This is a genomic window from Streptomyces sp. NPDC101225 (genome assembly GCF_044767585.1).
Taxonomy (GTDB): domain Bacteria; phylum Actinomycetota; class Actinomycetes; order Streptomycetales; family Streptomycetaceae; genus Streptomyces.
This window is the reverse complement of record NZ_JBIWOE010000005.1, coordinates 163,321-189,441: the sequence shown is the minus strand read 5'-3', so window position 1 is coordinate 189,441 and position 26,121 is coordinate 163,321. Positions and strand designations below refer to the sequence as shown.

21 protein-coding genes and 1 pseudogene are annotated in these 26,121 nt (G+C 72.7%); 12 read left to right on the top strand and 10 right to left on the bottom strand.

Annotated features, from left to right (window positions below; all coding sequences use genetic code 11):
- Positions 1–57: 57 nt before the first annotated feature.
- The 3 genes from ACIRPX_RS09600 to ACIRPX_RS09590 all read left to right on the top strand — a co-directional run bounded on the left by ACIRPX_RS09600 (position 58) and on the right by ACIRPX_RS09590 (position 3,431).
- Entirely contained in the window at positions 58–963 is a 906-nt protein-coding gene (locus ACIRPX_RS09600) for a glycosyltransferase (RefSeq protein WP_404190700.1), read from the top strand.
- Between the two features lie 22 nt (positions 964–985).
- Positions 986–2,347: an MFS transporter gene (locus ACIRPX_RS09595; protein WP_404190698.1), complete on the top strand. Its 1,362-nt coding sequence runs from the start codon at positions 986–988 to the stop codon at positions 2,345–2,347.
- Positions 2,348–2,408: 61 nt separating this feature from the next.
- Positions 2,409–3,431: a TolB-like translocation protein gene (locus tag ACIRPX_RS09590; RefSeq protein WP_404190695.1), complete on the top strand. Its 1,023-nt coding sequence runs from the start codon at positions 2,409–2,411 to the stop codon at positions 3,429–3,431.
- 44 nt (positions 3,432–3,475) lie between these two features.
- On the opposite strand, the gene ACIRPX_RS09585 is transcribed toward ACIRPX_RS09590, so the two are convergent.
- From ACIRPX_RS09585 to ACIRPX_RS09570, 4 genes are all read right to left on the bottom strand, one after another.
- Complete coding sequence (locus tag ACIRPX_RS09585; protein ID WP_404190693.1) at positions 3,476–4,081, bottom strand: TetR/AcrR family transcriptional regulator; 606 nt, start codon at positions 4,079–4,081, stop codon at positions 3,476–3,478.
- Positions 4,082–4,109: 28 nt separating this feature from the next.
- A complete protein-coding gene (locus ACIRPX_RS09580) occupies positions 4,110–6,170 on the bottom strand; it encodes a discoidin domain-containing protein (protein WP_404190690.1) in 2,061 nt (686 codons plus the stop codon).
- A gap of 885 nt (positions 6,171–7,055) precedes the next feature.
- On the bottom strand, positions 7,056–8,273 hold the full coding sequence (locus tag ACIRPX_RS09575; protein WP_404190688.1) for a peptidase S8: 1,218 nt from the start codon (positions 8,271–8,273) through the stop codon (positions 7,056–7,058).
- Positions 8,274–8,537: 264 nt separating this feature from the next.
- The gene (locus tag ACIRPX_RS09570) at positions 8,538–8,882 is read right to left on the bottom strand and encodes a hypothetical protein (RefSeq protein ID WP_404190686.1); all 345 of its coding nucleotides are present in this window, start codon (positions 8,880–8,882) and stop codon (positions 8,538–8,540) included.
- An 871-nt stretch (positions 8,883–9,753) separates the two neighbouring features.
- Here ACIRPX_RS09570 and ACIRPX_RS09565 point away from each other — a divergent pair.
- The 3 genes and pseudogenes from ACIRPX_RS09565 to ACIRPX_RS09555 all read left to right on the top strand — a co-directional run bounded on the left by ACIRPX_RS09565 (position 9,754) and on the right by ACIRPX_RS09555 (position 12,579).
- Entirely contained in the window at positions 9,754–11,178 is a 1,425-nt protein-coding gene (locus ACIRPX_RS09565) for an amidase (protein ID WP_404190685.1), read from the top strand.
- 456 nt (positions 11,179–11,634) lie between these two features.
- Positions 11,635–11,997, top strand: a pseudogene (locus tag ACIRPX_RS09560) (hypothetical protein); the annotation flags it as partial.
- Between the two features lie 135 nt (positions 11,998–12,132).
- A complete protein-coding gene (locus ACIRPX_RS09555) occupies positions 12,133–12,579 on the top strand; it encodes a type II toxin-antitoxin system PemK/MazF family toxin (RefSeq protein WP_404190683.1) in 447 nt (148 codons plus the stop codon).
- 110 nt (positions 12,580–12,689) lie between these two features.
- Here ACIRPX_RS09555 and ACIRPX_RS09550 read toward each other — a convergent pair whose 3' ends face one another.
- Together ACIRPX_RS09550 and ACIRPX_RS09545 are read right to left on the bottom strand one after the other, a co-directional pair.
- Positions 12,690–13,121, bottom strand: coding sequence for a hypothetical protein (locus tag ACIRPX_RS09550; protein WP_404190680.1), 432 nt, complete (start codon positions 13,119–13,121; stop codon positions 12,690–12,692).
- Positions 13,121–13,822 carry a helix-turn-helix transcriptional regulator gene (locus tag ACIRPX_RS09545; RefSeq protein WP_404190677.1) on the bottom strand — a complete coding sequence of 234 codons (702 nt, stop codon included), beginning with the start codon at positions 13,820–13,822 and terminating at the stop codon, positions 13,121–13,123. The genes ACIRPX_RS09550 and ACIRPX_RS09545 overlap by 1 nt, the downstream gene beginning before the upstream one ends.
- A 119-nt stretch (positions 13,823–13,941) precedes the next feature.
- Here ACIRPX_RS09545 and ACIRPX_RS09540 point away from each other — a divergent pair, with 119 nt between their 5' ends.
- The gene (locus ACIRPX_RS09540; RefSeq protein ID WP_404190673.1) at positions 13,942–14,406 is read left to right on the top strand and encodes a hypothetical protein; all 465 of its coding nucleotides are present in this window, start codon (positions 13,942–13,944) and stop codon (positions 14,404–14,406) included.
- 79 nt (positions 14,407–14,485) lie between these two features.
- Here ACIRPX_RS09540 and ACIRPX_RS09535 read toward each other — a convergent pair whose 3' ends face one another.
- Complete coding sequence (locus ACIRPX_RS09535) at positions 14,486–15,298, bottom strand: TIGR02452 family protein (protein WP_404190671.1); 813 nt, start codon at positions 15,296–15,298, stop codon at positions 14,486–14,488.
- Positions 15,299–15,586: 288 nt separating this feature from the next.
- Between ACIRPX_RS09535 and egtA the strand changes: the two genes are divergently transcribed.
- From egtA to egtD, 4 genes are read left to right on the top strand one after another with little or no spacing between them, the layout of a single operon-like run.
- Positions 15,587–16,903, top strand: a complete 1,317-nt coding sequence (gene egtA, locus ACIRPX_RS09530) for an ergothioneine biosynthesis glutamate--cysteine ligase EgtA (protein ID WP_404190668.1) — start codon at positions 15,587–15,589, stop codon at positions 16,901–16,903.
- Positions 16,900–18,243, top strand: coding sequence for an ergothioneine biosynthesis protein EgtB (gene egtB, locus ACIRPX_RS09525; protein ID WP_404190665.1), 1,344 nt, complete (start codon positions 16,900–16,902; stop codon positions 18,241–18,243). Before egtA ends, egtB begins: the two co-directional genes overlap by 4 nt.
- A complete protein-coding gene (gene egtC / locus ACIRPX_RS09520; RefSeq protein WP_404190663.1) occupies positions 18,243–19,034 on the top strand; it encodes an ergothioneine biosynthesis protein EgtC in 792 nt (263 codons plus the stop codon). The genes egtB and egtC overlap by 1 nt, the downstream gene beginning before the upstream one ends.
- The gene (gene egtD, locus ACIRPX_RS09515; RefSeq protein ID WP_404190660.1) at positions 19,031–19,993 is read left to right on the top strand and encodes an L-histidine N(alpha)-methyltransferase; all 963 of its coding nucleotides are present in this window, start codon (positions 19,031–19,033) and stop codon (positions 19,991–19,993) included. The genes egtC and egtD overlap by 4 nt, the downstream gene beginning before the upstream one ends.
- Before the next feature lie 174 nt (positions 19,994–20,167).
- Here egtD and ACIRPX_RS09510 read toward each other — a convergent pair whose 3' ends face one another.
- Positions 20,168–21,421 (bottom strand): extracellular solute-binding protein, encoded by a 1,254-nt coding sequence (locus ACIRPX_RS09510; RefSeq protein WP_404190657.1) that lies wholly within the window; start codon positions 21,419–21,421, stop codon positions 20,168–20,170.
- A gap of 219 nt (positions 21,422–21,640) precedes the next feature.
- On the bottom strand, positions 21,641–22,216 hold the full coding sequence (locus tag ACIRPX_RS09505) for a TerD family protein (RefSeq protein WP_404190655.1): 576 nt from the start codon (positions 22,214–22,216) through the stop codon (positions 21,641–21,643).
- A 94-nt stretch (positions 22,217–22,310) separates the two neighbouring features.
- Between ACIRPX_RS09505 and ACIRPX_RS09500 the strand changes: the two genes are divergently transcribed.
- Positions 22,311–22,550: a hypothetical protein gene (locus ACIRPX_RS09500; protein ID WP_404190653.1), complete on the top strand. Its 240-nt coding sequence runs from the start codon at positions 22,311–22,313 to the stop codon at positions 22,548–22,550.
- Between the two features lie 33 nt (positions 22,551–22,583).
- Here the strand turns inward: ACIRPX_RS09500 and ACIRPX_RS09495 are convergent, their stop codons facing one another.
- Entirely contained in the window at positions 22,584–26,009 is a 3,426-nt protein-coding gene (locus tag ACIRPX_RS09495) for an indolepyruvate ferredoxin oxidoreductase family protein (RefSeq protein WP_404190651.1), read from the bottom strand.
- Positions 26,010–26,121: the final 112 nt, after the last annotated feature.

The following is a 26,121-nucleotide window of genomic DNA, read 5'->3' as shown; positions in this document are numbered from 1 at the left end:
GGGAACAGTTGGACGAAACACATGTCGCAATAACGACACCGGCGGCATACTGCCCGCGTGACCAGCATTGTGATCCCGGCCCACAACGAGGCGCCTGTCATCGGCAGACTCCTCGATGCACTGTTGGCCGATTCCGACCCCGGAGACGACACCGACATCCTGGTCGTGTGCAACGGCTGCACGGATTCGACCGCGAAGGTCGCCTCCGAGCGCGGTCCGCGCGTACGGGTGGTGGAGATCCCCGTGCCCTCGAAGCACGCCGCCCTGCGCGCGGGCGACGACCAGGCACGCGGCTTCCCCCGGGTCTACGTGGACGCCGACGTCGTGATCACGGGAGCCGGCGTACGGGCGCTGACCGAGGCCCTCGAGGACGAGTCCTCCGGCATCCTCGCCACCGCCCCCGAGCGACGGATTCCGCTCGCCTCCTGCGCTTGGCGCGTTCGCGCCTACTATCAGGTCTGGCAGCAACTGCCCGCCGTACGGGCGGGGTTGTTCGGGCGGGGCGTCATCGCCGTCTCCAAGACCGGGCACGCCCGCCTCGCCGCGCTGCCGCCCCTCATGGCGGACGACCTGGCCGCGTCCCTGGCGTTCGCGCCCGGGGAGCGCCGGGTGGTCGACGCGGCCTCCGTCGTGATCCAACCGCCGAGAACATGGCCGGATCTGATCAGACGGCGCATCCGGGCGGCCGTGTCCACGGCCCAGGTCGAACAGAATCAGGCCCGTGGGAATCAGACCGAAGGGAGTCAGGCCGGAGGGTGTCAGGACCCGGGGGAGGGCGTGACCTCGGCGCGCACGAGCACGGCCGACCTGAAGGCCGTGCTCCGCCGCGAGCCGAAGCTCCTGCCGAACGTCGTGGTCTTCCTGGCGGCGGCGGTCACCGCCCGCCGCGCGGCCCGAAAGGCCGTCCGGGCCCAGGACTTCGGCACCTGGCTTCGGGACGAGAGCAGCCGGCAGCAGCACTGAACCACCGCACGGGGAGCACGACTTGTATCTCACCGACCGTTCCGCGCCGCCGAAGGCGGGTGCCGGCCAGGGGCCTGGACGCGGGCCGGGGCGCAAGGTCGCCCCGGTCGTCCTCGTCCTGGGCACGGTCAGTCTCATCACCGACATCTCCTCGGAGATGGTCACCGCGGTCCTGCCGCTCTACCTCGTCACCACACTCGGCTTCAGCCCGCTCGGATTCGGCGCCCTCGACGGCGTCTACAACGGCGTCAGCGCACTGGTCCAGCTGACCGGCGGCCACCTCGCCGACCGGGTTCGCAACCACAAACTGCTGGCCGGACTCGGCTACGGCCTGTCCGCGCTGTGCAAGCCGCTGCTCCTGCTCGCCGGCAGCATCGGCACCCTCGGCACGGTCCTCGCCCTGGAGCGGACCGGCAAGGGCCTGCGCACCGCCCCGCGGGACGCGATGATCTCCCTGTCCACCCCGGCCGACAAGCAGGGCCGCGCCTTCGGCGTGCACCGTGCGATGGACACCACCGGCGCGATGCTCGGCCCGCTCGCGGCCTTCCTCATCCTGCGTGCGGCGGTCGACGGCTACGACGCGGTGTTCGGCGTGAGCGCGTGCGTCGCCGCGCTCGGGGTGCTGGTGCTGGTGCTGTTCGTACCGGGCCGGCGGCGGGGGCCGGACGGGCGGCAGCAGGTGACGGCGGGCGAGGCGCCCGGGACGGACCCGGCGGCCGGACAGGGCACGCAAAGCACGGCGGAGACCGCGGCCGCCCCGGCGGCCCCCGACGCGCCGGGCGGCCGGCAGCCCGTTCGCGTCCGTGAAGCGCTCGCGCTGCTACGGGTGCCGCGCATGCGCGCGCTCGCCGGGTGCGCGGCGCTGCTGGGCCTGACCACCGTGAGCGACGCCTTCGTCTATCTGCTCCTGCAGCGGCGGGCGGGCATCGGCGAGGAGTGGTTCCCGCTGCTGCCCCTGGGCACCGCCGCCGTCTTCCTGCTCCTGGCCGTGCCCTTCGGCACCCTGGCCGACCGGATCGGGCGCCGTACCGTGTTCCTCGCCGGGCACGCGGTCCTGCTCACCGCCTACGCCCTCCTGCTGTGGGCCCCCTCCACACCGGCCCTGCCGGTGCTCGTACTCGCCCTGCACGGCACGTTCTACGCGGCCACCGACGGGGTGCTCCCCGCCGCCCTCGCCGACATCGTGCCGAGCCATCTGCGCGCCAGCGGCCTGGCCATCGTCGGCACCAGCCAGGCACTGGCCCGGTTCTGCTGCTCCCTGGCCTTCGGCGCGGCCTGGACCATGTGGGGCGGCGGCCCGGCGCTGGCCGGCTCGGCGATCGGCCTGCTGTGCTGTGCCGTGGTCGCGGGCATGGTGCTGCGACCGGCGGGCGGTACCCGATGACCACCGCCCCCGACACGATCCGATCGACCACCACCGCTCCCGGAACCACGAGGATCCACAGATGACATCGATGCGCCGCCGCCTGCTCGTACTCGTCGCGGCGGTCCTGGTCCTCGCGGGCGTGGGAGCCGGCGTCGTGCTGCACGCCGCCGCCCGCGCGGACCGCGCCAACCAGCCCCGGGCGGGCGGTCCCACGGTCGGCTCGGGCAGGCTGACCCTCGACCAGAAGCAGCGCCTGACCTTCGTCAACCAGGCATCCGGTCCGCACCGCACCGCTCTCGCCTCGGTCCCGTCCGCCGATCCCGGGGCCAGGCGCACCGCCGCGGACCTGAAGTGCGCGCGCTTCTACGCCGCTTCCGGGACGGGCGTCTGCCTCCAGTCCACCACCGGCGTGCTCAAGCAGAGCAACCGCGCCCTGCTGCTGGACGCGGACCTCCGCACACGGCACACCTTCGCGCTCGCGGGCACGCCCAGCCGGGCCCGGGTCTCCCCCAGCGGTCGCCTGGTCGCCTGGACGGTCTTCGTCTCCGGCGAGTCCTACGCCTCGGCCTTCTTCTCCACCAGGACCTCCATCCTGGACACCCGCACCATGAAGCTGATCCCCAGCCTGGAGACGTTCTCCGTCATCAAGGACGGCAAGCCCTACCACGCCTCGGACATCAACTTCTGGGGCGTCACCTTCGCCCACGACGACGACACGTTCTACGCCACGCTCAACACGGCCGACAAGACGTACCTGGTGCGCGGTTCACTCTCCCGGCACACGGTCACGACGCTGATCGAGAACGTGGAGTGCCCGTCCCTGTCGCCCGACGAGACCCGCGTCGCCTTCAAGAAGCGCATCCTGTCCCGCACGGACCTCTGGCACGAGTACGTCCTCGATCTCAAGACCCTCAAGGAAACCCCCCTGGCCGAACGGCACAGCGTCGACGACCAGGCCACCTGGCTGGACGACAAGACCGTCGCCTACGCCCTCCCGTCCCAAGGCGAGGCCGGCAGCACCGACTTGTGGAGCACACCGGCCGACGGAACGGGGACGCCACGGCTGCTCATCGCGGGGGCCTCGTCGCCGGCGCCGCTGTAGGTCCGGGGCCGCCGTGGCCGCTCCCGGTGGACGCACCGCGCCCGTCAGGGCTCGACCTCGTCCCGGGCCAGCCCGGCGATATGGGCCGTGACCGTCTCCAGGATGTCCGACCAGGCCGACTCGTCGCCGAGCACGAGGTAGTTGAGGGTCAGCCCGTCGGTCACGGCGGCCAGGTAGCGCGCCAACGTGCCCACGGGCACGTGGAGTCGCAGGTCCATGCTGTCGCGCAGCCCGCCGATCAGTTCGGCGTAGGCGTCGCCGTAGAGCTCGTACTGGCGGCGGGCCAGATGCTCGAAGCCCGGCTCGCGCAGGGCGTACTGGGTGAGTTCGTAGGTGAGCATGTGCTCGTCGGGGTGGCCGCGGACATGGTCCCAGTAGGCCTCGAAGCCGGCCCGGACCGTCTCCACGAGCGTGGCCCGGGGCCGCAGGGCCTGCTTGACCACGGTCACGGAGTGGGCGGTGAGGGTGGTGATGACCGACTCGACGAGGGCCTGCTTGGAGTCGAAGCAGTAGTGGAAGACGCTCAGGGACACACCCGCTTCGGCCGCGATGGACCGGGTCGTCGTCTTCGAGACGCCGTCCCGGGCCATCGCCCTGATCGCCGCTTCCGTCAGCTGCCTGCGCCGTTCCGCCGACGGCATGCGTGCCATGTGAGTCCTCGCTGGGTCGTGACCTCGATCAGGCGCTGTGCACGCCGACGTCGTAGAGCGAGTATCCCCAGTTCGTGCCGCGCTGAAGGCCCTGTACGCGAACATAGCGGGCCGGGGTGCCGGCGAACCTGGCCGTGTCCAGGCCGCCGTCGCCGGAGGTGGTGGACCAGACGGTCCGCCAGTTCGTGCCGTCGGTGGAGACCTCGATGCGGTACGCCTTCCCGTACGCCCGCTCCCAGTCGAGCGTGACGCGGCCGACCAGGTTCGTGGCCCCCAGATCGACCTGCCACCACTGGTCGTCGCTCCAGTCGCTGGCCCACCGGGTGCCGCCGTCGCCGTCCACGGCCCGGCCCGGCCGGTAGCTGGTGAAGAGGCTCCACTCGGACGAACTGGCCTTCGCCGTGCGGCCCTTGGCGAGATCGACCGACGCCTGGTGCTGCTCGGTCGCACTCAGGGTGTCCAGGTAGGACTCGGCGCCGCGGAAGAGGTCGTCCACCACGCCCTGGCCGCCGACCTTCCGGATGTCCTCGATCCAGTCCGGGATCATGCCGACGTGGGCGCCGCCGTCGGTGTTGAAGTCGAACGTGCGCTGCCCGGTGGTGAGTCGGTCGACGACCGAGCCGCCGTCGACGCTCCTGAAGGGGTAGGTGACCTTGTTCGGGGCGTCCGCGCCGCGCGGGGCGGGATGGCTGCCGACGCCGTTGAAGTCGGTGCCGAAGCCGTAGCCCACGTGGTACTTGTCGCGCAGCGCCTCGGTGCGCTTCGCCTCCGCGGCGAACCCCTCCGAACCGTGCATGTACTGGGCGACGAAGCCACCGAGGGAGTAGACCCGTTCGGTCCAGCCGGCGTCCATCCAGCTGTGCGAGGAGATCACGCCGGGGTAGGACGCGGCGTCGAAGATGTCGAGCACCCGCCCGACCGCCTTGACGCTCATGTGGTCGACCTCCAGCATCATCTTGCGCTTCATCATGCCGTGCACGGCGTACTCGCCGAGGTCGGTGAGCCCGCGTTTGTTGCACTGGGCGTCGCTGTCGTAGGACGGGACGGCCACTCCGGCCGGCAGGTCCTTCGCCGCGCCGGAGGACGCGTTGCCGATGGGGTTGTCGTGCTGCGGGCCGGTGCACTTCTCGGTCTGCCAGAAGGTGCCGGTCGACAGGAACTGTCCGACGTCGATGGCCGTTCCGAGGCTGCCGGAGTCGAAGCGCACGCCGCACAGCGCGTTGTCGAACTTGTGGCACAGGAACATCGAGCGCACGCCGAGCCCGTACAACTCGTCGAGTCCCTTGTCGATGTCGGCCTTGCTGCACTGCGGGATGTCCAGGATCTGCTTGCAGCCGAACGGCTCGGAGGTCTCGACGCCCAGGATCACCGCCAGCTTGCCCTGCTTGACGACCTCACGGGCCTGGGCGCTGTCGGTGACGATCCGGAACCAGCCCTTGCCGGCGCCGCCGTACATCGTGTCGATGTAGTCCTGGAGCCGGTACGTCATCTTCGCCTGGAGCCGGATCGAGGTCATCTCGTCGCAGCTGCGGTCCTTGAAGGGGTAGACCGAGCAGATCACGCCGTTGGTGACGAGGTCGTTGACGAGGACCCGCTGGCCGCCGCGCCAGGCGCGCTCCAACCAGGCGTAGTAGTCGGCCTGGTGGGTCATCGAGTCGTACGCCGGCCAGTCCTTGAAGGTCGGCCAGCCGACCGGATCGTGCCGTCCGTCGCCGCCGTGGGTGATGTAGTCGAAGACGGCGAGCGTGCCGTCGGGGTAGTGCTCGGGGCAGTCCTTGAGGGCGTCGGCGACCCCGGCCTCGGAGAAGACCTTGCCGCAGATCAGCCGCCCGCCGAACGCCTCGTTGGAGAACAGGTGATTGTGCGCGTCGACGAACCCGCGCACCTCGCCCGCGGAGTCGGTGCCGGTGAACGGTTCGCCCGTCACGCCGATCCCGGAGTCCGGGGCGGGGCGCGCGGTCGGGATCCACCAGTCCCCGGCGGCCGCGGAACTCGGGGTGGGGCCAAGGGTCATGGCCAGCACCAGGAAGAGCAGCGACAACACGGTGACGTTCTTGCGTCTGCGGTACCAGCGTCGAGTCAGCGTCACTTCCCACGCCTCTCAGTCGGCGGGACGGCGGGCTTGACCGGTCGGTGAGCTTGTCATGACCCGCGCAATACTGAGGGGAGGATGGCGGGGAGCCCTTCATGAGTCAAGGGTCCGGGACGCTTGACCTGATGAAGGGGCGAGGTACGCCTGGCGGGCCCGCGTCACCACCACCGTGACGTCTCGTGCCCGGCCGGCTGCCGGTGGACGACGTCGTACGTGTCCGGGGCGGAGAGGCCGTACGTGTCGGGTTCGGACGGGGGCACCACCAGGACGTCGCCCGTCGGACCGGGCCACCGGCCGGCCTGTACCGGATACGGTGCTCAGGGCACCGTGGCCGTGTCGCCGAGGGCGGCGTCACGGTATGCGTCGACGAGGTCCGCGTCGCCGCGGGGACACGCCGGTCCGACTCCGCCGCGGGGATCCTCGCCGTACACCACGCCGCTGCCGTCCGCCCGCTGCAGGGGTCGTGCTCCCGTCCCGGCCGGCACAGCCGCCCGGGAGGACACAGGGCTGCCGGCCGGACGTGCCACACCTCGCCGCGGCCAGTCGGCACGTCGGCCTGAGCAGACAGGTCGGCCGGACGCCGTGGGGTGGCCCGCACCCTTGCGTGGGAGGAAGCAGGCCACCCCGGTCCCTCCCCGTGCCGCTCCCGGGGGGGCGTCAGGAGCACCACGGAAGTGGTCTGGGAGGTGCACGGGCCTGACCGGCTGGCGGTCACCCGTGATCGGTTCAGCCCGTGCCGGACACTCTTCCAGCGCGCGGCCGGCGCGTCGTGTCACCCGGCCCGGGACGAACCCGGCCGGGCGACACGTCGGCCCTACCGCCCGGCCGCCGGTACTCCGCGCTCCGGGCCGGACTGCGAACCGGCCCGTTTCACGGGATGGTTCATCCGGTGAACGCGGCGGTGCCGTTCGGGACGCCGAGCCCGGACGGGCCGTCGTACCCGGTGGCCCCGGTGCACAGGTAGGAGCCGCCGCAGCTCCCGTTGGAGCCGCTGGTGACGTCGTACAGCGCCGAGGGGTGCGCATACGGGAACGACGCCGGGTAGGAACCCGCGGACGGGGCGCCGCCCAGCGCGTAGGTCGCCGCGATCAGCGGGGAGGAGGCGCTGGTACCGCCGAAGACCATCCAGCCGGAGGCCGCGCGGAAGGTGTCGTAGACCGCGACACCGGTGTTCGGGTCGGCGACCGCCGACACGTCCGCCACCGTGCGGTCGGCGCAGCCGGTGTCCTTCTGCCAGCCGGGCTTGGCGTCGTGGGCGGAGCAGCCGGAGCCCGCTCCGCTCCAGACCGTGTCGGTCCAGCCGCGGGAGGTCGAGGCGGTCTTCAGGGACGTGCCGCCCACCGCCGTCACGTACTTGGACGCCGCCGGGTACTCGACTCCGTAGCCGTTGTCGCCGGAGGAGACGGTGATGGCCACACCCGGGTGGTCGAAGTAGCTGGAGTCGTAGGTCGAGTCGCTGGAGGACTCGGAGCCGCCGTAGCTGTTGGAGACGTACTTCGCCCCCAGCCGCACGGCGGTGTTCACGGCCGTGCCCAGGTTGGTCATGCTGGCCGAACCGGCCTCGACGAGCATGATCTTGCAGTTCGGGCACGCCGCGCTGACCATGTCGACGTCGAGGGAGATCTCCTCGGCCCAGCCGGAGTCTCCGCGCGGGTAGCTGGTACCGCCGTTCTGGTCCACCTTCGTGAAGCAGCCGTTGGCCGTGGTGCAGGCGGGCAGTCCGTACTGGGCACGGTAGACGGCGAGGTCGGACTCGGCGTTCGGGTCGTCGTAGGCGTCGACGATCGCCACCGTCTGGCCCGAACCCCCGCTCGCGGAGGGCAGGTTGTACGCCGCCTGGAGTGAGGCGGGGCCGTAGCCGGAAGGAGCGGCGGCAGCCAGGGCGCTCTCGGCATGCGCGGACGCCGGGGTGCCCGCGGTGACCTGCAAGGCGTTGCAGGCCATCTCGCCCTTCTTCGTCGGGGCGGCGCAGGCGTGGGCGACGGTGACGCCGTGCGAGGGGGAGTCGGTGACCTGGGCCGCCTGACCGTCAGGGGCGGCCAGGGCGAGGGTGGCTGTGGCAAGTGCGGCCACGGCGGTGAGGGAAACGGTTCTGCGCAACGTACGTCCTCCGCATGGTGGATGAACCGGGAAGGGCTGTGGGGGGTGCGCGGTACGACCTCGGCGCGGGGTGTGCGCCGTGGCCGCGGAGACCGTACGAATGTCGGGGCCACGTCAACAAGGTGGAAAGTTGAAGCGGGAACGTTCCTTTGCCGTCCCTGAGACGATCATGTTCCTTTCTTGAACGGACCATGGTCAAAAAGCTGCCCGATCATGGCTTGACCGGCCCGCGCGGGCGTCAAGTGCGGTGCGTCGGGCGCTTGTTCAGCGCGACACCGCGAGGATCACCGTGACGCACGTCGTGATCAGTGCGGTGGTGATCACGGCCATGCCGATCAGGGTTCCGCGGAGCCATCGGCCGAGACGCATGCGGTGCTGCGCCTCCATCTCGCCGATGCGGGCGGCGATGTGATCGGTCACCATGCGGGCGACGTAGGCCTGCTCGTCCAGATACCAGCGCTCGATGTCCGTCTTCTGCCCGCGGGTCAGCCCCTGAGTCCGGGCGGTGAACTCGTCCACGCGCCGGTGCGCGGCCCGCAGATGCGCCTCCCGGTACAGGAAGTCGTCGATGTCGTTCAGGCCGCGTGCGGCCTCCTTGCCTGCGTCCATGGTGCACCTCCAGAGAGGGTCGCGAGCGCGTGCGAGGGGGCAGGTGCCGTGCCTGGGGCCCTTGAGCGCGTACGGCGCGCCCGTCGCCGTCCCGAACATGGCCGGACCGCCATGGAAAGCTTGCTCACGTCGGCCGGGCACTATGCAGCAGGTCGTGCGGTACGTCCTGTTGAGCCCTTCCCGGCCGGTTCGGATCGGACTGCCCGAAGAGCGGTCCGCCGGGCGGGGACGGGGGCGCATCGGGCGAGTCCCCTCGCCGCGGGACGGGCCGGCGGCGCCGCTCGGCCGAGCCGGGTTGCCGAAGAAGCGCTCTGCCCCGCCGGGTTCGGCGCACGGCCCCGGCGCCCGCCCGACCCGCGGCGCACATCAGGACACCGCCCCGGCCGGCACGGCGGCACGCGGCACGCGGCAGGGCGGCAGGGCGGCACGCGGCAGGGCGGCAGGGCGGCAGGGCGGCACGTTCCGGTTCGGCCGCCCCGAAGGAGCTCGCGAGGCGGCCGCGCGTGGCGATCCGCGCCGTCGTGGCGGCCTCGGCGGCCCCTGCGCCATCGGGCTGTTCTGCGTGTCCACGGACGTTCTCGTTTCGACCGGTGCAAAGGGCGGGCGCGCACCGGGTGCGGTGCGCTCATCCACTAAGACAGAACAGGTCCGCGATATGTGACACCGCCGCCGGAACCGGCGGCCGATGCGGTGTGCGCCGACCGGCACAAGGAAGCGGCCGCGGAGGCGTGTGCTGGGCAGCCGGCCGGGTCGGCTCCCCACGGACCGTTGACCGGGCCGCGCCCGTTGACCGGGCCGCGCCCGTTCCCCGCTCCGCCCCCCAGAGGTTACTGTTCGGTAGAGAACACGCCGCGCCACCGGAGGTGCCCGCATGACGCCCGATCGTGCCGCAGGTCTCGCGGAGACCGCCCGTGCGCTGGCCGACGGGGAGGTGAGCTCCCGGGCGCTCGTCGAACAGGCGCTGGCGCGTATCGAGGCGAGCCGGTCCACCGTCAACGCCTTCCGGATCGTACGGACCGAGGCCGCGTCGGCCGAGGCCGGCGCCGCCGACGGGGAACTCGCCGCCGGTGTGCGGAAGCCGCTGCTCGGCGTGCCCGTCGCCGTCAAGGACGACATGGACGTCGCCGGTGAGCCGACCGCCTTCGGGTGCGACGGGGACTTCCCGCCCGTCGCCGAGGACGGCGAGGCCGTACGGCGGCTGCGGGCGGCCGGGGCCGTCATCATCGGCAAGACCAACACCTGCGAGCTCGGGCAGTGGCCCTTCACCGAGGGCCCGGCGTTCGGTGCGACCCGCAACCCGTGGAGCACCGAGCACACCCCCGGCGGCTCGTCCGGCGGGTCGGCGGCGGCCGTCGCCGCCGGGCTCGTACCCGCCGCCCTCGGCTCGGACGGAGCCGGCTCGGTCCGCATCCCCGCCTCCTGGACCCATCTCATCGGCATCAAGCCCCAGCGCGGCCGCATCTCCACCTGGCCGCGCGGCGAGTCCTTCCAGGGCATCACCGTCAACGGCACCCTCGCCCGTACGGTGGCGGACGCGGCCCTGCTGCTCGACGCGGCGAGCGGCAACCACGATCTCGATCCGCACCGCCCGACGCGCATCCACGCGTCCGAGGCCGTCGGGCGCGAGCCCGGACGGCTGCGCGTCGCGCTCGCCCTCAAGCCGCCGTTCACCGCCCTGCCCGCGCGCCTGCAGCCGGAGGTGCGGGCGCGGGTCGTGCAACTGGCGGAAAAAATCAGCGCGTTGGGGCATGTGGTCGAGGAGGCCGACCCGCCCTACGGGCAGATCGGGCTCACCTTCATCCCCCGCGCCACCGCCGGGCTCGCCGAGCGTGTGGCCGAGGCGCCGTTCCCCGCGCTGCTCGACCGCCGCACCCGTGACGCCGCCCGGCTGGGCCGACTGCTCGGCGGCGCACCGCTGCGGGCCGCCCGGCGCGCGGAGGCCGTACTGCACCGCCGGATCGGCGGCTTCTTCGAGTCGTACGACGTCGTCCTCGCGCCGACGACGGCCGCTCCCCCGCCGCGCATCGGCGCGATGCTGCCGCTGAGCGGCTTCGCCACCGACCGTGCGATGATCGCCGCCTGCCCGTACGCCTGGCCGTGGAACGTCCTCGGCTGGCCCGGCGTCAACGTCCCCGCCGGCTTCGTCGCCGGCGGGCTGCCCGTCGGGGCGCAGCTGCTCGGGCCCGCGGGCAGCGAGCCGCTGCTCATCTCGCTCGCCGCGCAACTGGAGTCCGAGCTGCGCTGGCACGAGGCGTGGCCGCCGGGACGGGCCGTCACGGACGCCTCGGCGGCCTGAGCGGAGGGCGGTTGGGCTCCGAAATCGCCTTTCGGGGCCGCACGAGCGGGCGTTAGGGTGCACCCGGTCAGTGACTCCGGTGATGCGCGAGGAACGAGGACATGGTCGGTCGCCAGAGCACGCGTTGACGTATGAGGCCGTGAGCGGCCCGTCATCGCGTGCCGCCCTTGACGCGCGGCACGGCGAGCCTTCCTTTCCCGCTGCCTGACAGGGCCGTGCGCATCATGGTCGTGCGCCGGCTCGCGGGTCTCGTCTTCGGTCCCCCGAGGGGTCCCTGTGCCGTCCTCTTCCGCCGCGTCCTCTTCCTCCCCGTCCTCTTCCGGCTCCTCCTCTTCCGCCTCCTCCTCTTCAGGCCTGTGGCGGGACGGCGACTTCCGCAGGCTCTGGCTGGGCCAGACGGCATCCCAACTGGGCGAACAGGCAAGTCTGCTGGTTCTGCCGCTCTTCGCCGTCCTGACGCTCGGCGGGACCTTCGGCCAGCTGGTGAACGTCACGCTCATGGCGGTCCGGCAGACCGTCACTCCGGACGCGATGCAGGGCCGCGCCGCCGCGACGATCAACTGCGTCGGCATGGGCCTGGCGGCGCTCGGCTCGCTGCTCGGCGGCTTCCTCGCGGAGGCGTGGGGGACGCGCACCAGCCTCCTGGTGACGGCCGCGGGCATGCACCTGTCGCCGGCGCTGATGGCCCTGTCCCCGCTCGCGCGCCTGGGCCGGACGCTTCCACCGCTCCCGCAGGCGTCGACGGCGGTCATCGCGCCGGCCGAGCTCCGTGCGGACGCGCGGAAGATGACCGGCGCTGGGGAGGAGCCGGGTGGGTGAGCAGGGCGGGGGTCCCTCGTGGTGCCGGGTTAGGCGCGGGAGCGCGGTTTCGCCGGCGCAGCGGGTGGCGGTGGGGAGGGAGGCGGAGGAAGAGGCGGTGCGGGATCCGGCACCCGCGCCGTCTAAGGTGCCTCCGTGACCGCCTACACCGATGAGAACGTCCCCGGCCGCTACGGCCCCACCGCCACCACCGAGGCCGACCCGCGCCAGGTCGGCAGGGTGCGCACCGAGTACGCCCCGGCGCACGACGGCGACCCCGACCCCGGCGAGATCGTGTGGACCTGGGTGCCCTTCGAGGAGAACGACGGCCGCGGCAAGGACCGCCCCGTGCTCGTCGTCGCCCGCGAGGCCGGCAGCACCCTGCTCGCCGTCCAGCTCTCCAGCAAGCGCCACGACGGCGACCGCGAGTGGGTGGCCATCGGCAGCGGCCCCTGGGACCGCACCGGCCGCGACTCCTGGGTCGACGTCGACCGCGTCCTGCGCCTCCACGAGGACGGCATGCGCCGCGAGGCCTGCGCCCTGGACCGGGGGCGGTTCGACCTGGTGCGCCGGCGGTTGGCCGAGCGGTACGGCTGGAGCTAGGGCTGTGAGCGGGAAGGTTCACCGGCCCGTGGGGCCGCACGGCTGACGAGCCCGCTGGACGCTGTGGCCTCCGGAGGTCGCCGGCGGGCCTGGTGGTCCCCCCGGCACCGTCAGCCGACGGTCAACAGGCCCGCGCCCAGCGCGATCAGTGCCGCGACCTTCGCCAGCTCCAGGCCGACGTAGTAGAGGTGCTCGTGGGAGCGCGGCAGGTCCTCGCCCGCCAGGATCCGGTCCGACCTGCGGTTCAGCCGCGGGCGCACCACGAGCAGCTGTGCGAGGAGCAGGACCACCGTGGCGACGACCGGGGCCACCACCTCCGTCGGCGCGTCGCCGACGACGACCGCCACCACGACCGCCACGGCGAGCACCGCCTCGACGAGGTTCAGTGCCCGGAAGACCAGCCGCCCGATCCCCAGCCCGAGCGGGATGGTCACGCCGGGGGCGCGGAACTTCAGCGGCGCCTCCAGGAACGAGATCGCGAGCACCATGCCGAGCCAGACGAACGTCATCGCGACCGCCGCCGCGGCCCACGTGGGGTACATCAGGCCCGCCCTTCTGCCATCTCTCGCGGTACGGGCGCCAGATGGGCCAGACACGCGTCGGGTTCGGCGAACGGTTCGAGATGCGTCGCCGTCAGCGGGGCGCGCATCCCGGCCAACGCCCCCTGCATCAAGGACAGATGGAGGGGACACACCAACTGCGGGTGCTCCTCGGCGAGTTCCAGGAAGGGACAGTGCCGCAGCCGGATCGGTGACGGCGTTCCGCCGTCGCCTCCGCCGCTCGTGGAGGCGACCGGGTCGAAGCCGAGGTCGTCCAGCAGTCCTACGAGCCGGGTGACGGCCTCGTCGGCGGCGGGCCGAGCGGACGGCGGCGCGGACGGTTCGGACAGGGAACGGCCCCAGACCTCCCCCGCCTCCACGACCGTGGACCGCGCGCCGGGCCCGTCCGCCGCCAGTCGGCCGAGCAGCATCCGCGCAAGCATCCGGTAGCGGCGGGCCCCGCCGCGGTCCCTGCCCGGCCGCGGAACGTAGACCGTACGCGGCCGTCCCGGCCCGGACGGCTCCAGCACCTCGGGCTCGACGAGCCCTTCCTCGACCAGCGCCCGCAGATGGAACCGCACGGTGTTGGGGTGGACGCCGAGCCGCTCGGCCGCTTCCGCGACACCGAGCGGATCCGGGGCCGCGCGCAGCACGTCGAGGACTTCACGGCGACGCGGGCTGACGCGCTCACGCGCACGAGACATTCCGACGCCCCCTTCTTTCCCACACCTGCGGTGCCACCTGCGACTATTTTCTCCAAGCAGAAGCTGTAACAATTCTACGGCACGCTGGGGGGCAGGCGAGAGGGAGGAAGGGGCAGCCGATGACCAGCGCCGAGACACAGGGAGGCCACGCGCCGGACGGGCCGACCGCGCGCATCCTCTGCGACACCGCCGCCCTGGCCGCCGCGGCACCCTCCGAGGCCGCCGTGGCGTGGAAGCTCACCGAGAGCGGGCGCCAACTCGACGCCAATCTGGTGCGGTTGGCCCCCGGCGGTCAGGTCGCGCGGCACGCGGAACCGGACCTGGACGTGCTGCTGCTGATCGTCTCGGGCGGCGGCACCCTCGGTGACCGGGACGCAGACGGCCCGGGCCGGGAGCCGCAGCCCCTCACCCCCGGCGCACTGGTCTGGCTCCCCCACGGATCCACCCGCAGCATCACCGCGGGCGACGACGGCCTCGCCTATCTGACCGTGCACCGCCGCCGCCCCGGCATGCGGATCGGCCGCGCCCCGCTGGACGCCGTCACGACACCGGCCGGAAAACAGGTCCCGGCCAGGAACTCATAGCCCCATTCCGCCGTCTACCTGGACGAGGCCCCCGCCGCATCCCCCGTCTGCGGGGGCCTCACCACCTGGCCGGCCACGCCTACGGCTGAAGCTGCCGCTCCGGGAACGCCCGCACGAACGCCCCGCGCACCGTGTTGCCCACCGTACGGTCCAGAATCCCGAAGGCGATGTGCTCGAAGCGGCCGCCGGGTCCGAGCAGTCCACGGAAGGCAGCCGCCACCTGCGCCGGATCATTCTGGAACACCCCGCAGCCCCAGGCGCCGAGCACCAGTCGGCGGTAGCCATGGGCCACGGCCGTCTCCAGCACCCGCTCGGCGCGCACGGCCAGAGCCCGCGGCAGCTCACCCGCCCGCTCCGGTGCCCTGCGCCTGATCACGCCCGCGTTCGGAGCCGCCGCGGTCAGGAAGCCCGCGGTGTACGGCTCGTCCAGCAGGCCGCCGCGGTCGTCGCGGAAGACGGGCACCGCCGGTGAGTGGATGACACGGTCGGTGTAGAACGGGTCGCGGTGGGTGCGGTGATGGTCGTAGAACTCCCGCACCTCGACCAGGCACGCGTACAGCGCGGAGGCGCGGCACAGGGCCTCCTCCTGCGCCTGGGCGCCGTTGAGGTAGCCGCCGCCGGGGTTGCGGGCCGAGGCGAAGTTGAGCACCGCGACCTCGCCGCCGAGCCGGCGCGCGGCCTGCAGGCTGCTCTCGCCGGTGACCTCGAAGAAGGTGTCGGCCCCGGTCACCGGCGCCACCCGGACCGGCTCCGGTCCGTACATCCGCGTCCCGGCCCGCGCCGACCGCACCGCCTGGGCGATCGGCCTCTCGCGCCCGTCGGAGGTGCGATACATCCCCGCCGCGACGATCTCTTCCGTCTGCTGCGCGATGCCGCGCAGGCGCGCGCTCACGGCGCCACCCCCGTGAGCGCCGTGCGCGCGCGCCGCGCGTTCTCCCCCGTCGTGCTCATGGACCGATCCTGGGCGATGCTGGTCTAGCCGTGCAACAGAGTTTCCGGAAGCGCGAACGGCCGGGAAAACCCCGGCGAACGCGTGGAGTGAGGAGATTACCGAGCCGGAACGTACAGATACGCACCCTTGTGCGATTCGGCGTGAGGGTCTTGGGTGGGACGAGTGCTGCCGTCCGGGCACCTGACGGCCCGGGGCGGCGGCACACTCGAATCTCAGGAGGTTCCTGGCATGTCCGATACGCCGAGTACCACTCCGGCGCCCGACTGTACGGAGCCCCGCACCGCCCTCACCCCGCCCGAGGTGGAGGCACTGGTCCGGGGCATCTGTTTCAAGACCGGCCCACCGCGCACCGTCGGTGTGGAGGTGGAATGGCTCGTCCACGAGCTGCGCACACCGCAGCTCCCCGTCACAACCGATCGACTCGAAGCGGCCTACGCCGCTCTGCGGAACGTACCTCTGAGGTCGGCGCTCACCATAGAGCCCGGCGGTCAGCTGGAGCTCAGCTCGCCGCCCGCCGCCTCCTTGATGGAGTGCATCCGCACCGTCTCCGCCGACCTCGACGCCGTCCGCGCGGTCCTCACCGCGCAGGGACTCGGCCTCGTCGGCATCGGCCACGATCCATGGCACGCGCCCCGCCGGTTCCTGCGCGAACCGCGCTACGACGCCCTGGAGGCCTGTCTCGACCGGACCGGACCGGCCGGCCGCCGCATGATGTGCACCTCGGCCTCCGTCCAGATCAGCCTGGACTGCGGATACGAGGAGCCCGGCCCCCTCGGCCACGGGCGGCGCTGGTGGCTGGCCCACCAGCTGGGAGCGGTCCTGGTGGCCGCCTTCGCCAACTCCCCGCTCGCCGGCCGGCAGCCCACGGGCTGGCGCTCCACCCGGCAGCTGCTGTGGCTGGAGATCGGCCCCGGCCGCGCGGGCGCGCCCCCGCTGAACGGCGACCCACGCCGGGCCTGGGCCCGGCACGTCCTGGACGCGCCGGTGATGTGCGTGCGCAAGGACGACGGGCCCTGGGACGTTCCGGAGGGGCTGACCTTCCGGCAGTGGGCCGAGTCCGGGGCTCCGAGGCCGCCGACCAGGGAGGATCTCGACTACCACATCACGACCCTGTTCCCGCCGGTCAGACCGCGCGGCTTCCTCGAACTGCGCATGATCGACGCGCAGCCCGGCGAGGACGGGTGGATCGTCCCGCTCGCCGTGACCGCGGCGCTCTTCGACGATCCGGAGGCCGCCGAGACGGCGTACCGCACCGTGAAGCCCCTGGCGGAGCGGGCCCTCGCGCTGCCCGCGCCGCACAACCCCCTGTGGATCGAGGCCGCCCGCGACGGCCTGGCCGATCCCGAACTGCACGAGGCGGCGATCACCTGCTTCGCCGCGGCGCTGGAGGCCCTGCCCAGGATCGGCGCCACCACCGAGGTCACGGACGCCGTGGCGGCGTACCTCGACCGCTATGTCATCCAGGGCCGCAGCCCGGCCGACGATCTGCTGGACCGGGTGCGCGGCACGGACCGGCGCCCGCACGGGAAGGACATCCGCACATGACCGACCCCTCCATCGACGCCCCTCCCATCGACGAGTCCACCGCGGAGACGCTCCGCGAGCGGGCGCTGACCACACTCGTCACCGCCCGTGCCCGCACCACGCTCCTGACCAGCTGCGTCGAGGAGCCCGACCTCACCGCCCAGCACTCGCCGCTGATGTCACCGCTGGTGTGGGACCTGGCGCACATCGGCAACCAGGAGGAGCTGTGGCTGCTGCGGGCGGTCGCGGGGCGGGAGGCGATGCGGCCCGAGATCGACGGCCTCTACGACGCCTTCGAGCACCCGCGCTCCGAACGGCCCTCGCTGCCGCTGCTGCCGCCCGCCGAGGCGCGTACGTACGCGGCCGAGGTGCGCGGCCGTGTGATGGACGTGCTGGAGGGCGCTGCCTTCCACGGGACGCGGCTGACCGAGGCGGGCTTCGCCTTCGGGATGATCGCCCAGCACGAACAGCAGCACGACGAAACGATGCTGATCACCCATCAGCTCCGCAAGGGCCCGCAGGCCCTGGCCGCCCCCGACCCCGACCCCGTCCCGCTGTTCACCGGTCCGGCCGAAGTGCTCGTGCCCGGCGGCCCGTTCACCATGGGCACCTCCACCGAGCCGTGGGCGCTGGACAACGAACGCCCGGCGCACCGGCGGGAGGTCGCGTCCTTCCACATCGACACCACGCCCGTCACCAACGGCGCCTACCAGGCGTTCATCGAGGACGGCGGCTACGACGACGCACGCTGGTGGACGCCCGAGGGCTGGGCGCACATCCGCACCCACCGGATCCAGGCGCCGCTGTTCTGGCACCGTGACGGCAAGCAGTGGCTGCGCCGCCGCTTCGGCGTCACCGAGGTGGTGCCGGCGGACGAGCCGGTGCTGCACGTGTGCTGGTACGAGGCCGACGCCTACGCCCGCTGGGCCGGTCGCCGGCTGCCCACCGAGGCCGAGTGGGAGAAGGCCGCCCGGCACGACCCGGCGACCGGCCGTTCGACGCGCTACCCGTGGGGCGACGCCGACCCGCTGCCCGAGCACGCCAACCTCGGTCAGCGGCATCTGCGCCCCGCCCCGGCCGGCAGCTACCCGCAGGGCGAGTCCCCGCTGGGCGTACGGCAGCTGATCGGCGACGTGTGGGAGTGGACGTCGAGCGACCTGGCGCCGTACCCGGGCTTCGAGGCGTTCCCGTACAAGGAGTACTCGGAGGTGTTCTTCGGGCCGGACTACAAGGTGCTGCGCGGCGGCTCGTTCGCCGTGGACCAGGTGGCCTGCCGGGGCACGTTCCGCAACTGGGACTACCCGATCCGGCGGCAGATCTTCTCCGGGTTCCGCACCGCCCGCTCCGCGGGGGACGCCTGATGTGCCGTCACCTCGCCTACCTGGGGCCGGCGGAGCCGCTCGGCAGCGTCCTGGTGCGGCGCCCGCACGCTCTGTACCGGCAGTCGTGGGCGCCCCGCCATCAGCGCCACGGAACGGTGAACGCCGATGGTTTCGGGGTGGGTTGGTACGCCGAGGGGGACCCGGTGCCGGCCCGCTACCGCCGGGCCGGGCCCATCTGGGCCGACCTGTCCTTCGCCGACCTGGCCCGTGTCGTCCGCTCGGGTGCCGTGCTGGCCGCCGTACGGGACGCCACCCTGTCCGGGGCGGACGCGGAGGCCGCGGCGGCGCCGTACGCCGCCGGGCCCTGGCTGTTCAGCCACAACGGGGCGGTGAAGGGCTGGCCGGGCTCGCTCGCCCCGCTCGTCTCCGCGCTGCCCGCCGTCGACGTGCTGTCGCTGGAGGCCCGTAACGACTCGGCGCTCGTCTGGGCGCTGGTCCTGGCGCGGCTGCGCGACGGCGACGACGAGGGGCAGGCGCTGGCCGACACGGTCCTGGAGGTCGCCGAGGCGGCCCCCGGGTCACGGCTCAACCTCCTGCTCACCAACGGCGAGACGATCACCGCGACGACCTGGGGCGACACCCTGTGGTATCTCGCCCGGCCCGGCCGCGGCACCGTCGTGGCGTCCGAGCCCTACGACGACGACCCGCACTGGCAGGAGGTCCCCGACCGCACCCTGCTCGCGGCGAGCCGCACGGACGTGCTGCTCACCCCTCTCAAGGAGCCGAGCGACACCTCGGCACCCGCACTGCCGAAGGAGCCCCGTACGTGAGTCCGTTCCTTCTCACCCGCACCCTGCCCGAGGACGCCACCGACGCGGCCCTGCGCACCGACGTCCAGCAGGGCCTGACCGGCACACCCAAGACGCTGCCGCCGAAGTGGTTCTACGACGCCCGCGGCAGCGAGCTGTTCGAGCAGATCACCGAGCTGCCCGAGTACTACCCGACCCGCGCGGAGCGGGAGATCCTCATCGCCCGCGCCACCGAGATCGCCGCCGCGACCGGTGCCCGCACCCTGATCGAGCTCGGCTCGGGCTCCTCCGAGAAGACCAGGCACCTGCTCGACGCCCTCACCGGCCTGGACACCTACGTCCCGGTCGACGTCAGCGAGAGCGCGCTCACGCAGGCGGGCCAGGCCCTGGTCGCCGAGCGTCCGGACCTCCGCGTCCACGCCCTGATCGCCGACTTCACGGCCGGACTGACCCTCCCGGACACGCCCGGCCCCCGGCTGATCGCCTTCCTCGGCGGCACGATCGGCAATCTGCTCCCGGCGGAACGGGCCGCCTTCCACGCCGCGATCCGCTCCCTCCTCTCCCCCGGCGACGCGCTGCTGCTCGGCACGGACCTGGTCAAGGACGAGAAGGTGCTGGTGCGCGCCTACGACGACGCGGCCGGCGTGACAGCCGCCTTCAACAAGAACGTCCTGACCGTCGTCAACCGTGAGCTGCGCGCGGACTTCGATCCCGACGCCTTCGACCACGTCGCCCTGTGGGACTCCCGCGACGAGTGGATCGAGATGCGCCTGCGCTCCCGTGCGGCGCAGACGGTGAAGATCCACGCGCTGGACCTCGCGGTCGACTTCGCCGACGGCGAGGAACTGCGCACGGAGATCTCGGCGAAGTTCCGCCGGGACGGCGTGCGCACCGAACTGGCCGCGGCGGGGCTGGACCTGACCCACTGGTGGACGGACGAGGAAGGACGGTTCGCACTGTCACTGAGCGTGGCGAGGTAGGCCACCGCAGCAGGGTCGGGGCGGGTGCCGGCTTCGGCACCTGCCCCTTCCCGTCGGATCATCGCGATCCGTGCGCCGGCCTGGTCTCCCCGCGGACGGGGCGCGCGGTGCCACCCTCGTGATCCGGCCTCCGGACCGGCGCCGGTCCGGAGGCCGACTTCGTTCGCCGGCGCCTCAGTCCAGTCTGTTGAGCACATCGGTGATGCGGCGGGAGGCGCGGCGGGCCTCGGTCGCCGGGTCGGCTCCCGTGAGCACTTTGGTCATGTACGCCTTGATCGGGTTGTCCGCCTCGACCGCGCCCCACTGGGGCGTACTGGGCGTGGCCCGGCCCTGAGCGGCCCCCGCGGCCATGGCCGCGACCCCCTCCTCGTCGGCGACACGACGGGCGAGGTTCTTCTTGTTGGGGACGTAGTTCATGGTGCGGGCCAGGTCGGTGTCCCACCTGGCGCCGGTGAGCGCGGCGACGACGGCGACGGCGCCGTCGTGCTCGCGGGTGTTGTTCGGTATGACGAGGTCGGAGCCGCCGGTGAAGACGGCGCCGGGGTGGGCGGCGGTCGGCCCGGGCACCGGGAAGAAGCCCAGCTTGCCCTTCAGGCCGGGGTTCTGCCGGACGACGGTGCGGGCGAGGCCCGGGACCGCAACCATCTGCGCCACCTTGCCCTTGGCGAACACGCCCGCCTGCGGCGGGTGTTCCTCGTCGGCGCCGGTCGGTCCGTCGCCGAGGGCCTGCAGGTGACGGTAGAAGTCCATGCCGCGCAGGGCGGCCGGGGTGTCCAGGGTGCCGCGCCAGCCCTCGCCGTCACCGTCGTCGGCCAGGTCCCCGCCCTCGTCCCAGATGAACCCGGCGAGCGTGTACCAGTCCTGCCCGGCGAGGTAGATGCCCTGATTGCCGCCGGAGTGGAGCTTCTCCGTGACGTCGAGCCACTGCTCCCGGGTGCGGGGTACGGCCTCGATGCCGGCCTGGGCGAACAGGTCCTTGCGGTAGACGACGACCCGGTTGGCCGCGTACCAGGGGATGCCGTACTGGTGGGAGAGGAACTGCCCGGGCTCGGCGAGGCCGGGCAGCCAGCTCTCGCTGCCCCAGCGCAGCGCCGACTCCAGGGTCAGGTCGAGCAGCCGGCCGCCCTCCACGTACTGCGGCACCTGGGTGTTGCCGACCTCGATGACGTCGGGTCCCTCCCCGGAGCCGGCGTCCAGGGCGGTCTGCACCTTGTGGCCGATGCCGGTCCACTGCTGGATGCGGATGTTCAGCCGGAGGTGCGGGTTGTCACGCTCGAACGCCGCGGTGAACCGTCGCAGAAAGCTCTGCGAGGCGCTGTCCTTCATCAGCCATGCCGTGACGGTACGTCTGCTCTGTGCGCCCGGTTCGAGGCCGCAGGCGCTGACGAGTCCGACGGAGGAGAGGGCGAGGAGGCGACGACGTCTCACGAGGGGTCCTGTTCTGTCTGACGGACAGGGGAAAGGGCCCGACGTGGGGGGACGAGCGCAGGGGCTCGCACGGGTAGTCCGGGATTTTGGTATGGACCAATGCGGGGCGTCAAGGGGGGCGAAAGCCGCGCCGGTGGAGGAAGACGACCGGGGCGGCCGGCGCACCAGGGTGCGCCGGCCGCCCTCATGCCCTGCCGGAGTGTGCGGTGCGTGCCGCGGTCAGACGTTGACCCCGAAGTCCGAGGCGATGCCGGCCAGGCCCGACGCATAGCCCTGGCCCACGGCGCGGAACTTCCACTCGCCGCTGTGCCGGTACAGTTCCCCGAACACCATGGCCGTCTCGGTCGAGGCGTCCTCCGAGAGGTCGTAGCGGGCGATCTCCTGGCTGTTCGCCTGGTTCACCACCCGGATGAAGGCGTTGCGGACCTGGCCGAAGCTCTGGCCCCGCGCGTCGGCCTCGTGGATGGAGACCGGGAAGACGATCCGGTCGATGTCGGCGGGCACGCCCGCGAGGTCGACCTTGATGCTCTCGTCGTCGCCCTCGCCCTCACCGGTGAGGTTGTCGCCGGTGTGCTCCACCGAACCGTCCGGGCTGCGGAGGTTGTTGTAGAAGACGAAGTGCTGGTCGGAAGCGACCCGGCCGGCGGCATTGAGCAACAGCGCGGACGCGTCCAGGTCGTAGTCCGCTCCGGTGGTGGTCCGCACGTCCCATCCCAGACCGATCAACACCGCGCTCAGCCCCGGCGCTTCCTTGCTCAGCGACACATTGCCGCCCTTGCCCAGGGAAACTCCCACGGTTCATTCCTTCCGGTCGCGGGTGACTGTACGGTCACCCGGTTTCAACGCCGGATCCCACCTTTGCGGTTCCCACGCTTGCGCAACAACTAAAATGACGCCCGTGGAGACGATCGACGTGACGGGTTGGGAGACCGCGGTGCTCTCCGGAGGACCTGCCGACGGAGTGCGGATGAAGGTCTCCGACCGCCCGCGGGTGATCCAGGTGACGTACCCCTGCCAGGTGGAGGCCGGACCGCAAGGCCTGCGCGTGGAAGGGGTGTTCGTCTACCGCCGCGACTACGGCGTCAGCAGCGAGCCCCTGCGCTACGGCTTCGACATCGCCAGCCCCTGAGCGGCGTGGCACCCGGCGGGCCCGGCGGTGTGCTCAACCGCTCAGCGCCCGCAGTGCCTCGCGGGCCTGCTCGCGGTACTCCGCCACCCGCGCCATCTTGATGTCCTCGTAGCCGCGGACGGACTGCGGGAGTTCGGCGATCCGCACGACCGTGTCGGCGTTGTCCGGGGTGAGCCGGTCCAGGGCCTCGCGCATCAGCTCCTGGTACTGCGTGACCAGGGCGCGTTCCGTGCGGCGCACGGCGGCGAGCGCGAAGGGGTCCAGCGGGGTGCCGCGCAGCCGGCGGGCGGCCCGCAGCGCACGGAAGGCGGGTCCGCCGAGGCGGCGCAGGCGGATCTTGCGGTTCATGCCCAGAGCCCGCAGGACGGGCGGGTGCAGCATCACCGAGACCTTGGCGTCCGCGCCGAACTCGGCGCGGATACGGGCCTGTTCGGCCGGGTCGAGGTGCAGGCGGGCCACCTCGTACTCGTCCTTGTACGCCATCAGCTGGTGCAGTGAGGTGGCGAAGGCGTGCGCGATCCGCCGGGCGTCCTGCTCCCCGGCACGCTCGGTGGAGAGGCGGGTGACGGCCTCGACCGCCTGCCGGTAGCGGTCCGCGTAGGCGCTGTTCTGGTAGTCGGTGAGGTCGTCGGCGCGGAGGGCGACCGCCTCCTCCAAGGTGCCGCTGCGCGGGACCCGCTCCTGCGGTGCGGAGGCCCGCGCCACGGCCTCGGGGTCGAGCACCGCGGTGCGTCCCCAGCGGAAGGCGGCCAGGTTCTTCGCCACGGAGGCGCCGTTGAGCTCGATGGCGCGTTCCACCGCCGCCGCGCCGACGGGCAGGCAGCCGTGCTGGTAGGCCGCGCCGAGCAGCAGCATGTTGGCCGGCATGTGGTCACCGAAGAGCCGCTCGGCCAGGCCCTGGGCGTCCAGCGGGAGCAGCGCCTCGGAGCGGGTCGCCGAGGCGATCCTGCCGAGTGCGTCCTGGGGGCCGCCGGGCACCGCGACCTGCCGGGTGATCATGGCGGCGGTGGGCACGACGGCCGTGTTCACGACGGCGACCGTCCGCTCGGGCGAGCAGGCGGCCAGGGTGGCGTCGGACGCGGCGCCGAGCAGGTCGTAGCCGATGAGGACGTCGACGCCGGTGCCGGAGGCGCGCACCGCGCCGTCCACGGGGTCCTTCCCGATGCGCACGTCGCTGACGACGGGGCCGCCCTTCTGGGCCAGGCCGGTCTGGTCCAGGCCCGCGGCGTGCAGTCCGTCCAGGTGGGCGGCCATCTGCAGGATCTGGGAGACGGTGACGACGCCGGTGCCGCCGATGCCGGGCATGCGCAGGACGACTTCGTGGCCGGTGACGCGGCGCTCCGGCTCGGCCAGGGAGGCGGGCGGCTCGGGCAGCCGGGCGGGTGCGGCGGCGGCCGAGGTGCCCGGCTCGACCAGCAGGAAGGAGGGGCAGTCGCCCTTGAGGCAGCTCAGGTCGGAGTTGCAGGACGGCTGGTGAATGCGGGTCTTGCTGCCGAACTCGGTCTCGACCGGCTGCACCGACAGGCAGGTGGACTGCTCGGCGCAGTCGCCGCAGCCTTCGCAGACCCGCTCGTTGACCACGACCTTCTCGGCGGGCGCCGGCAGCAGGCCGCGCTTGCGCATCCGGCGTTCCTCGGCGGCGCAGCGGTCGTCGTGGATCAGCACCGTGACGCCCTCGACGGCGGCCAGTTCGCGTTCGACGTCGGCGAGGTCGTCGCGATGGCGGACGGAGGCCCGCGCGTCGAGCCGGGTCCCGCGGTAGGAGCGCGGCTCGGGCGTGGTGATGACGATCCGGCGCACGCCCTCCAGGACCAGGAGCCGGGTGAGCGCGACGACGTCCAGGCGCCCTTCGACGCTCTGCCCGCCGGTCATGGCGACGGCCTCGTTGTAGAGGAGCTTGTAGGTCATGGTCACTCCGGCCGCGACGGCGGCGCGGACGGCGAGCGAGCCGGAGTGGTGGAAGGTGCCGTCGCCGAGGTTCTGCACGAAGTGGCGGTCCTCGGTGAAGGGGGCGAGGCCGAACCACTGCGCACCCTCACCACCCATCTGCGTCACGCCGATCTGGTTGCCGCGCATGCCGCTGTCGTCGAGGGCGACCATGGCATGGCAGCCGATCCCGACGCCGACCAGGGTGTCCTCGGTGGTGCGGGTGGAGAGGTTGTGCGGGCAGCCGGAACAGAAGAACGGGGTGCGGGCGGCGACCAGCGGCAGCATGCGCGGTCCCGAAGGGCGCGCCTGTCGCACGAGTGCCGCGGCCCGGCCCGGCAGGCGGTCGGCGCCGATGAGGCGGGCCAGCGCGCGGGCCACCTCGTCGGCCTTCAGGGTGCCGCGCACCGGCAGCAGCGTACGGCCGCTCGCGTCGCGGCGGCCGAGGACGGCCGGTGCGCCGGGCCGGCCGTAGAGGGCCTGCTTGAGGTGGCCTTCCAGGAAGTCGGTCTTGTCCTCCACGACCAGCAGGCGCTCCAGGCCCTCGGTCAGCTCCGCCAGGTGGTCGCCGTCCAGCGGATAGGGCATGCCCAGCGCGATGAGCCGGATGCCGAGCCGCTCCGTCTCGGCCTCGTCGACGCCGAGGTCGCTCAGGGCCCGGCGCACCACGGCGAAGGACGTGCCGGAGGCGACGATGCCCAGGGTGGCCTGCCGGGCGGAGGCGACGACGCGGTTGAGGCGGTGCTCGCGGGCGTAGGCACGGGCGATGGCCAGCCGGCGGGTCAGCAGGTCCTGCTCGGCGTCCAGTGCGGCGGGCCCGACCAGCACCGGCGGCCTGCCGGCCGGACGGCGTTCGGGCAGGGGAACGTCACGGCCGAGGCCGGTCAGGTCGACGGTCGCCGAGGAGTCCGCGACGTCGGAGACGATCTTCAGGGCGGTCCACAGCCCCGCGGCCCGCGACAGGGCGACCGCGTGCAGGCCGTAGTCGATGAGTTCGCGCACCGATCCGGGCGCGAGCAGCGGCAGGTACAGGCTCTGGCACATCGCCTCGCACGAGCTGGGCAGCGTGGAGGACTTGCAGTCCGGGTCGTCCCCGATCCAGGCGACCGCTCCGCCCAGCGGCGCCGTGCCGGCCATCGTCGCGTGCCGGATCGCGTCCGCGGCCCGGTCCAGGCCCGGATTCTTGCCGTACCAGAACCCGGTGACACCCTCGTGGCGGGCTCCCGGCAGCCGGCCGAGCAACTGGGTTCCGCCGACCGCGGTGGCGGCCAGCTCCTCGTTCAGGCCGGCCCGGAAGACCACTCCGGCCTCGTCGAGGAACCGGGCCGCCCGGCCCATCTCCAGGTCGACGCCGCCCAGCGGTGAGCCCTGGTAGCCGGAGACGAAGACGCGGGTGTCCAGGCCCCGCTCCCGGTCCAGGCGCCGCTGCTCCAGCGTGAGCCGCACCAGCGCCTGCACCCCCGACATCAGGGCACGCCCGTCCTCGGCCGTGTACTTGGCGTCGAGCGACGAGGAGACGACCGGGACGCTCACGAGTTCCTCCATTGGATCCGGGGAGCAGAAGTGGGGCACAGCACACAACCGCTCGCCGGACGACGCAAGACCTGCCAGGCGAAATACCCTCAAGACGCAAAGAAATCGTGGA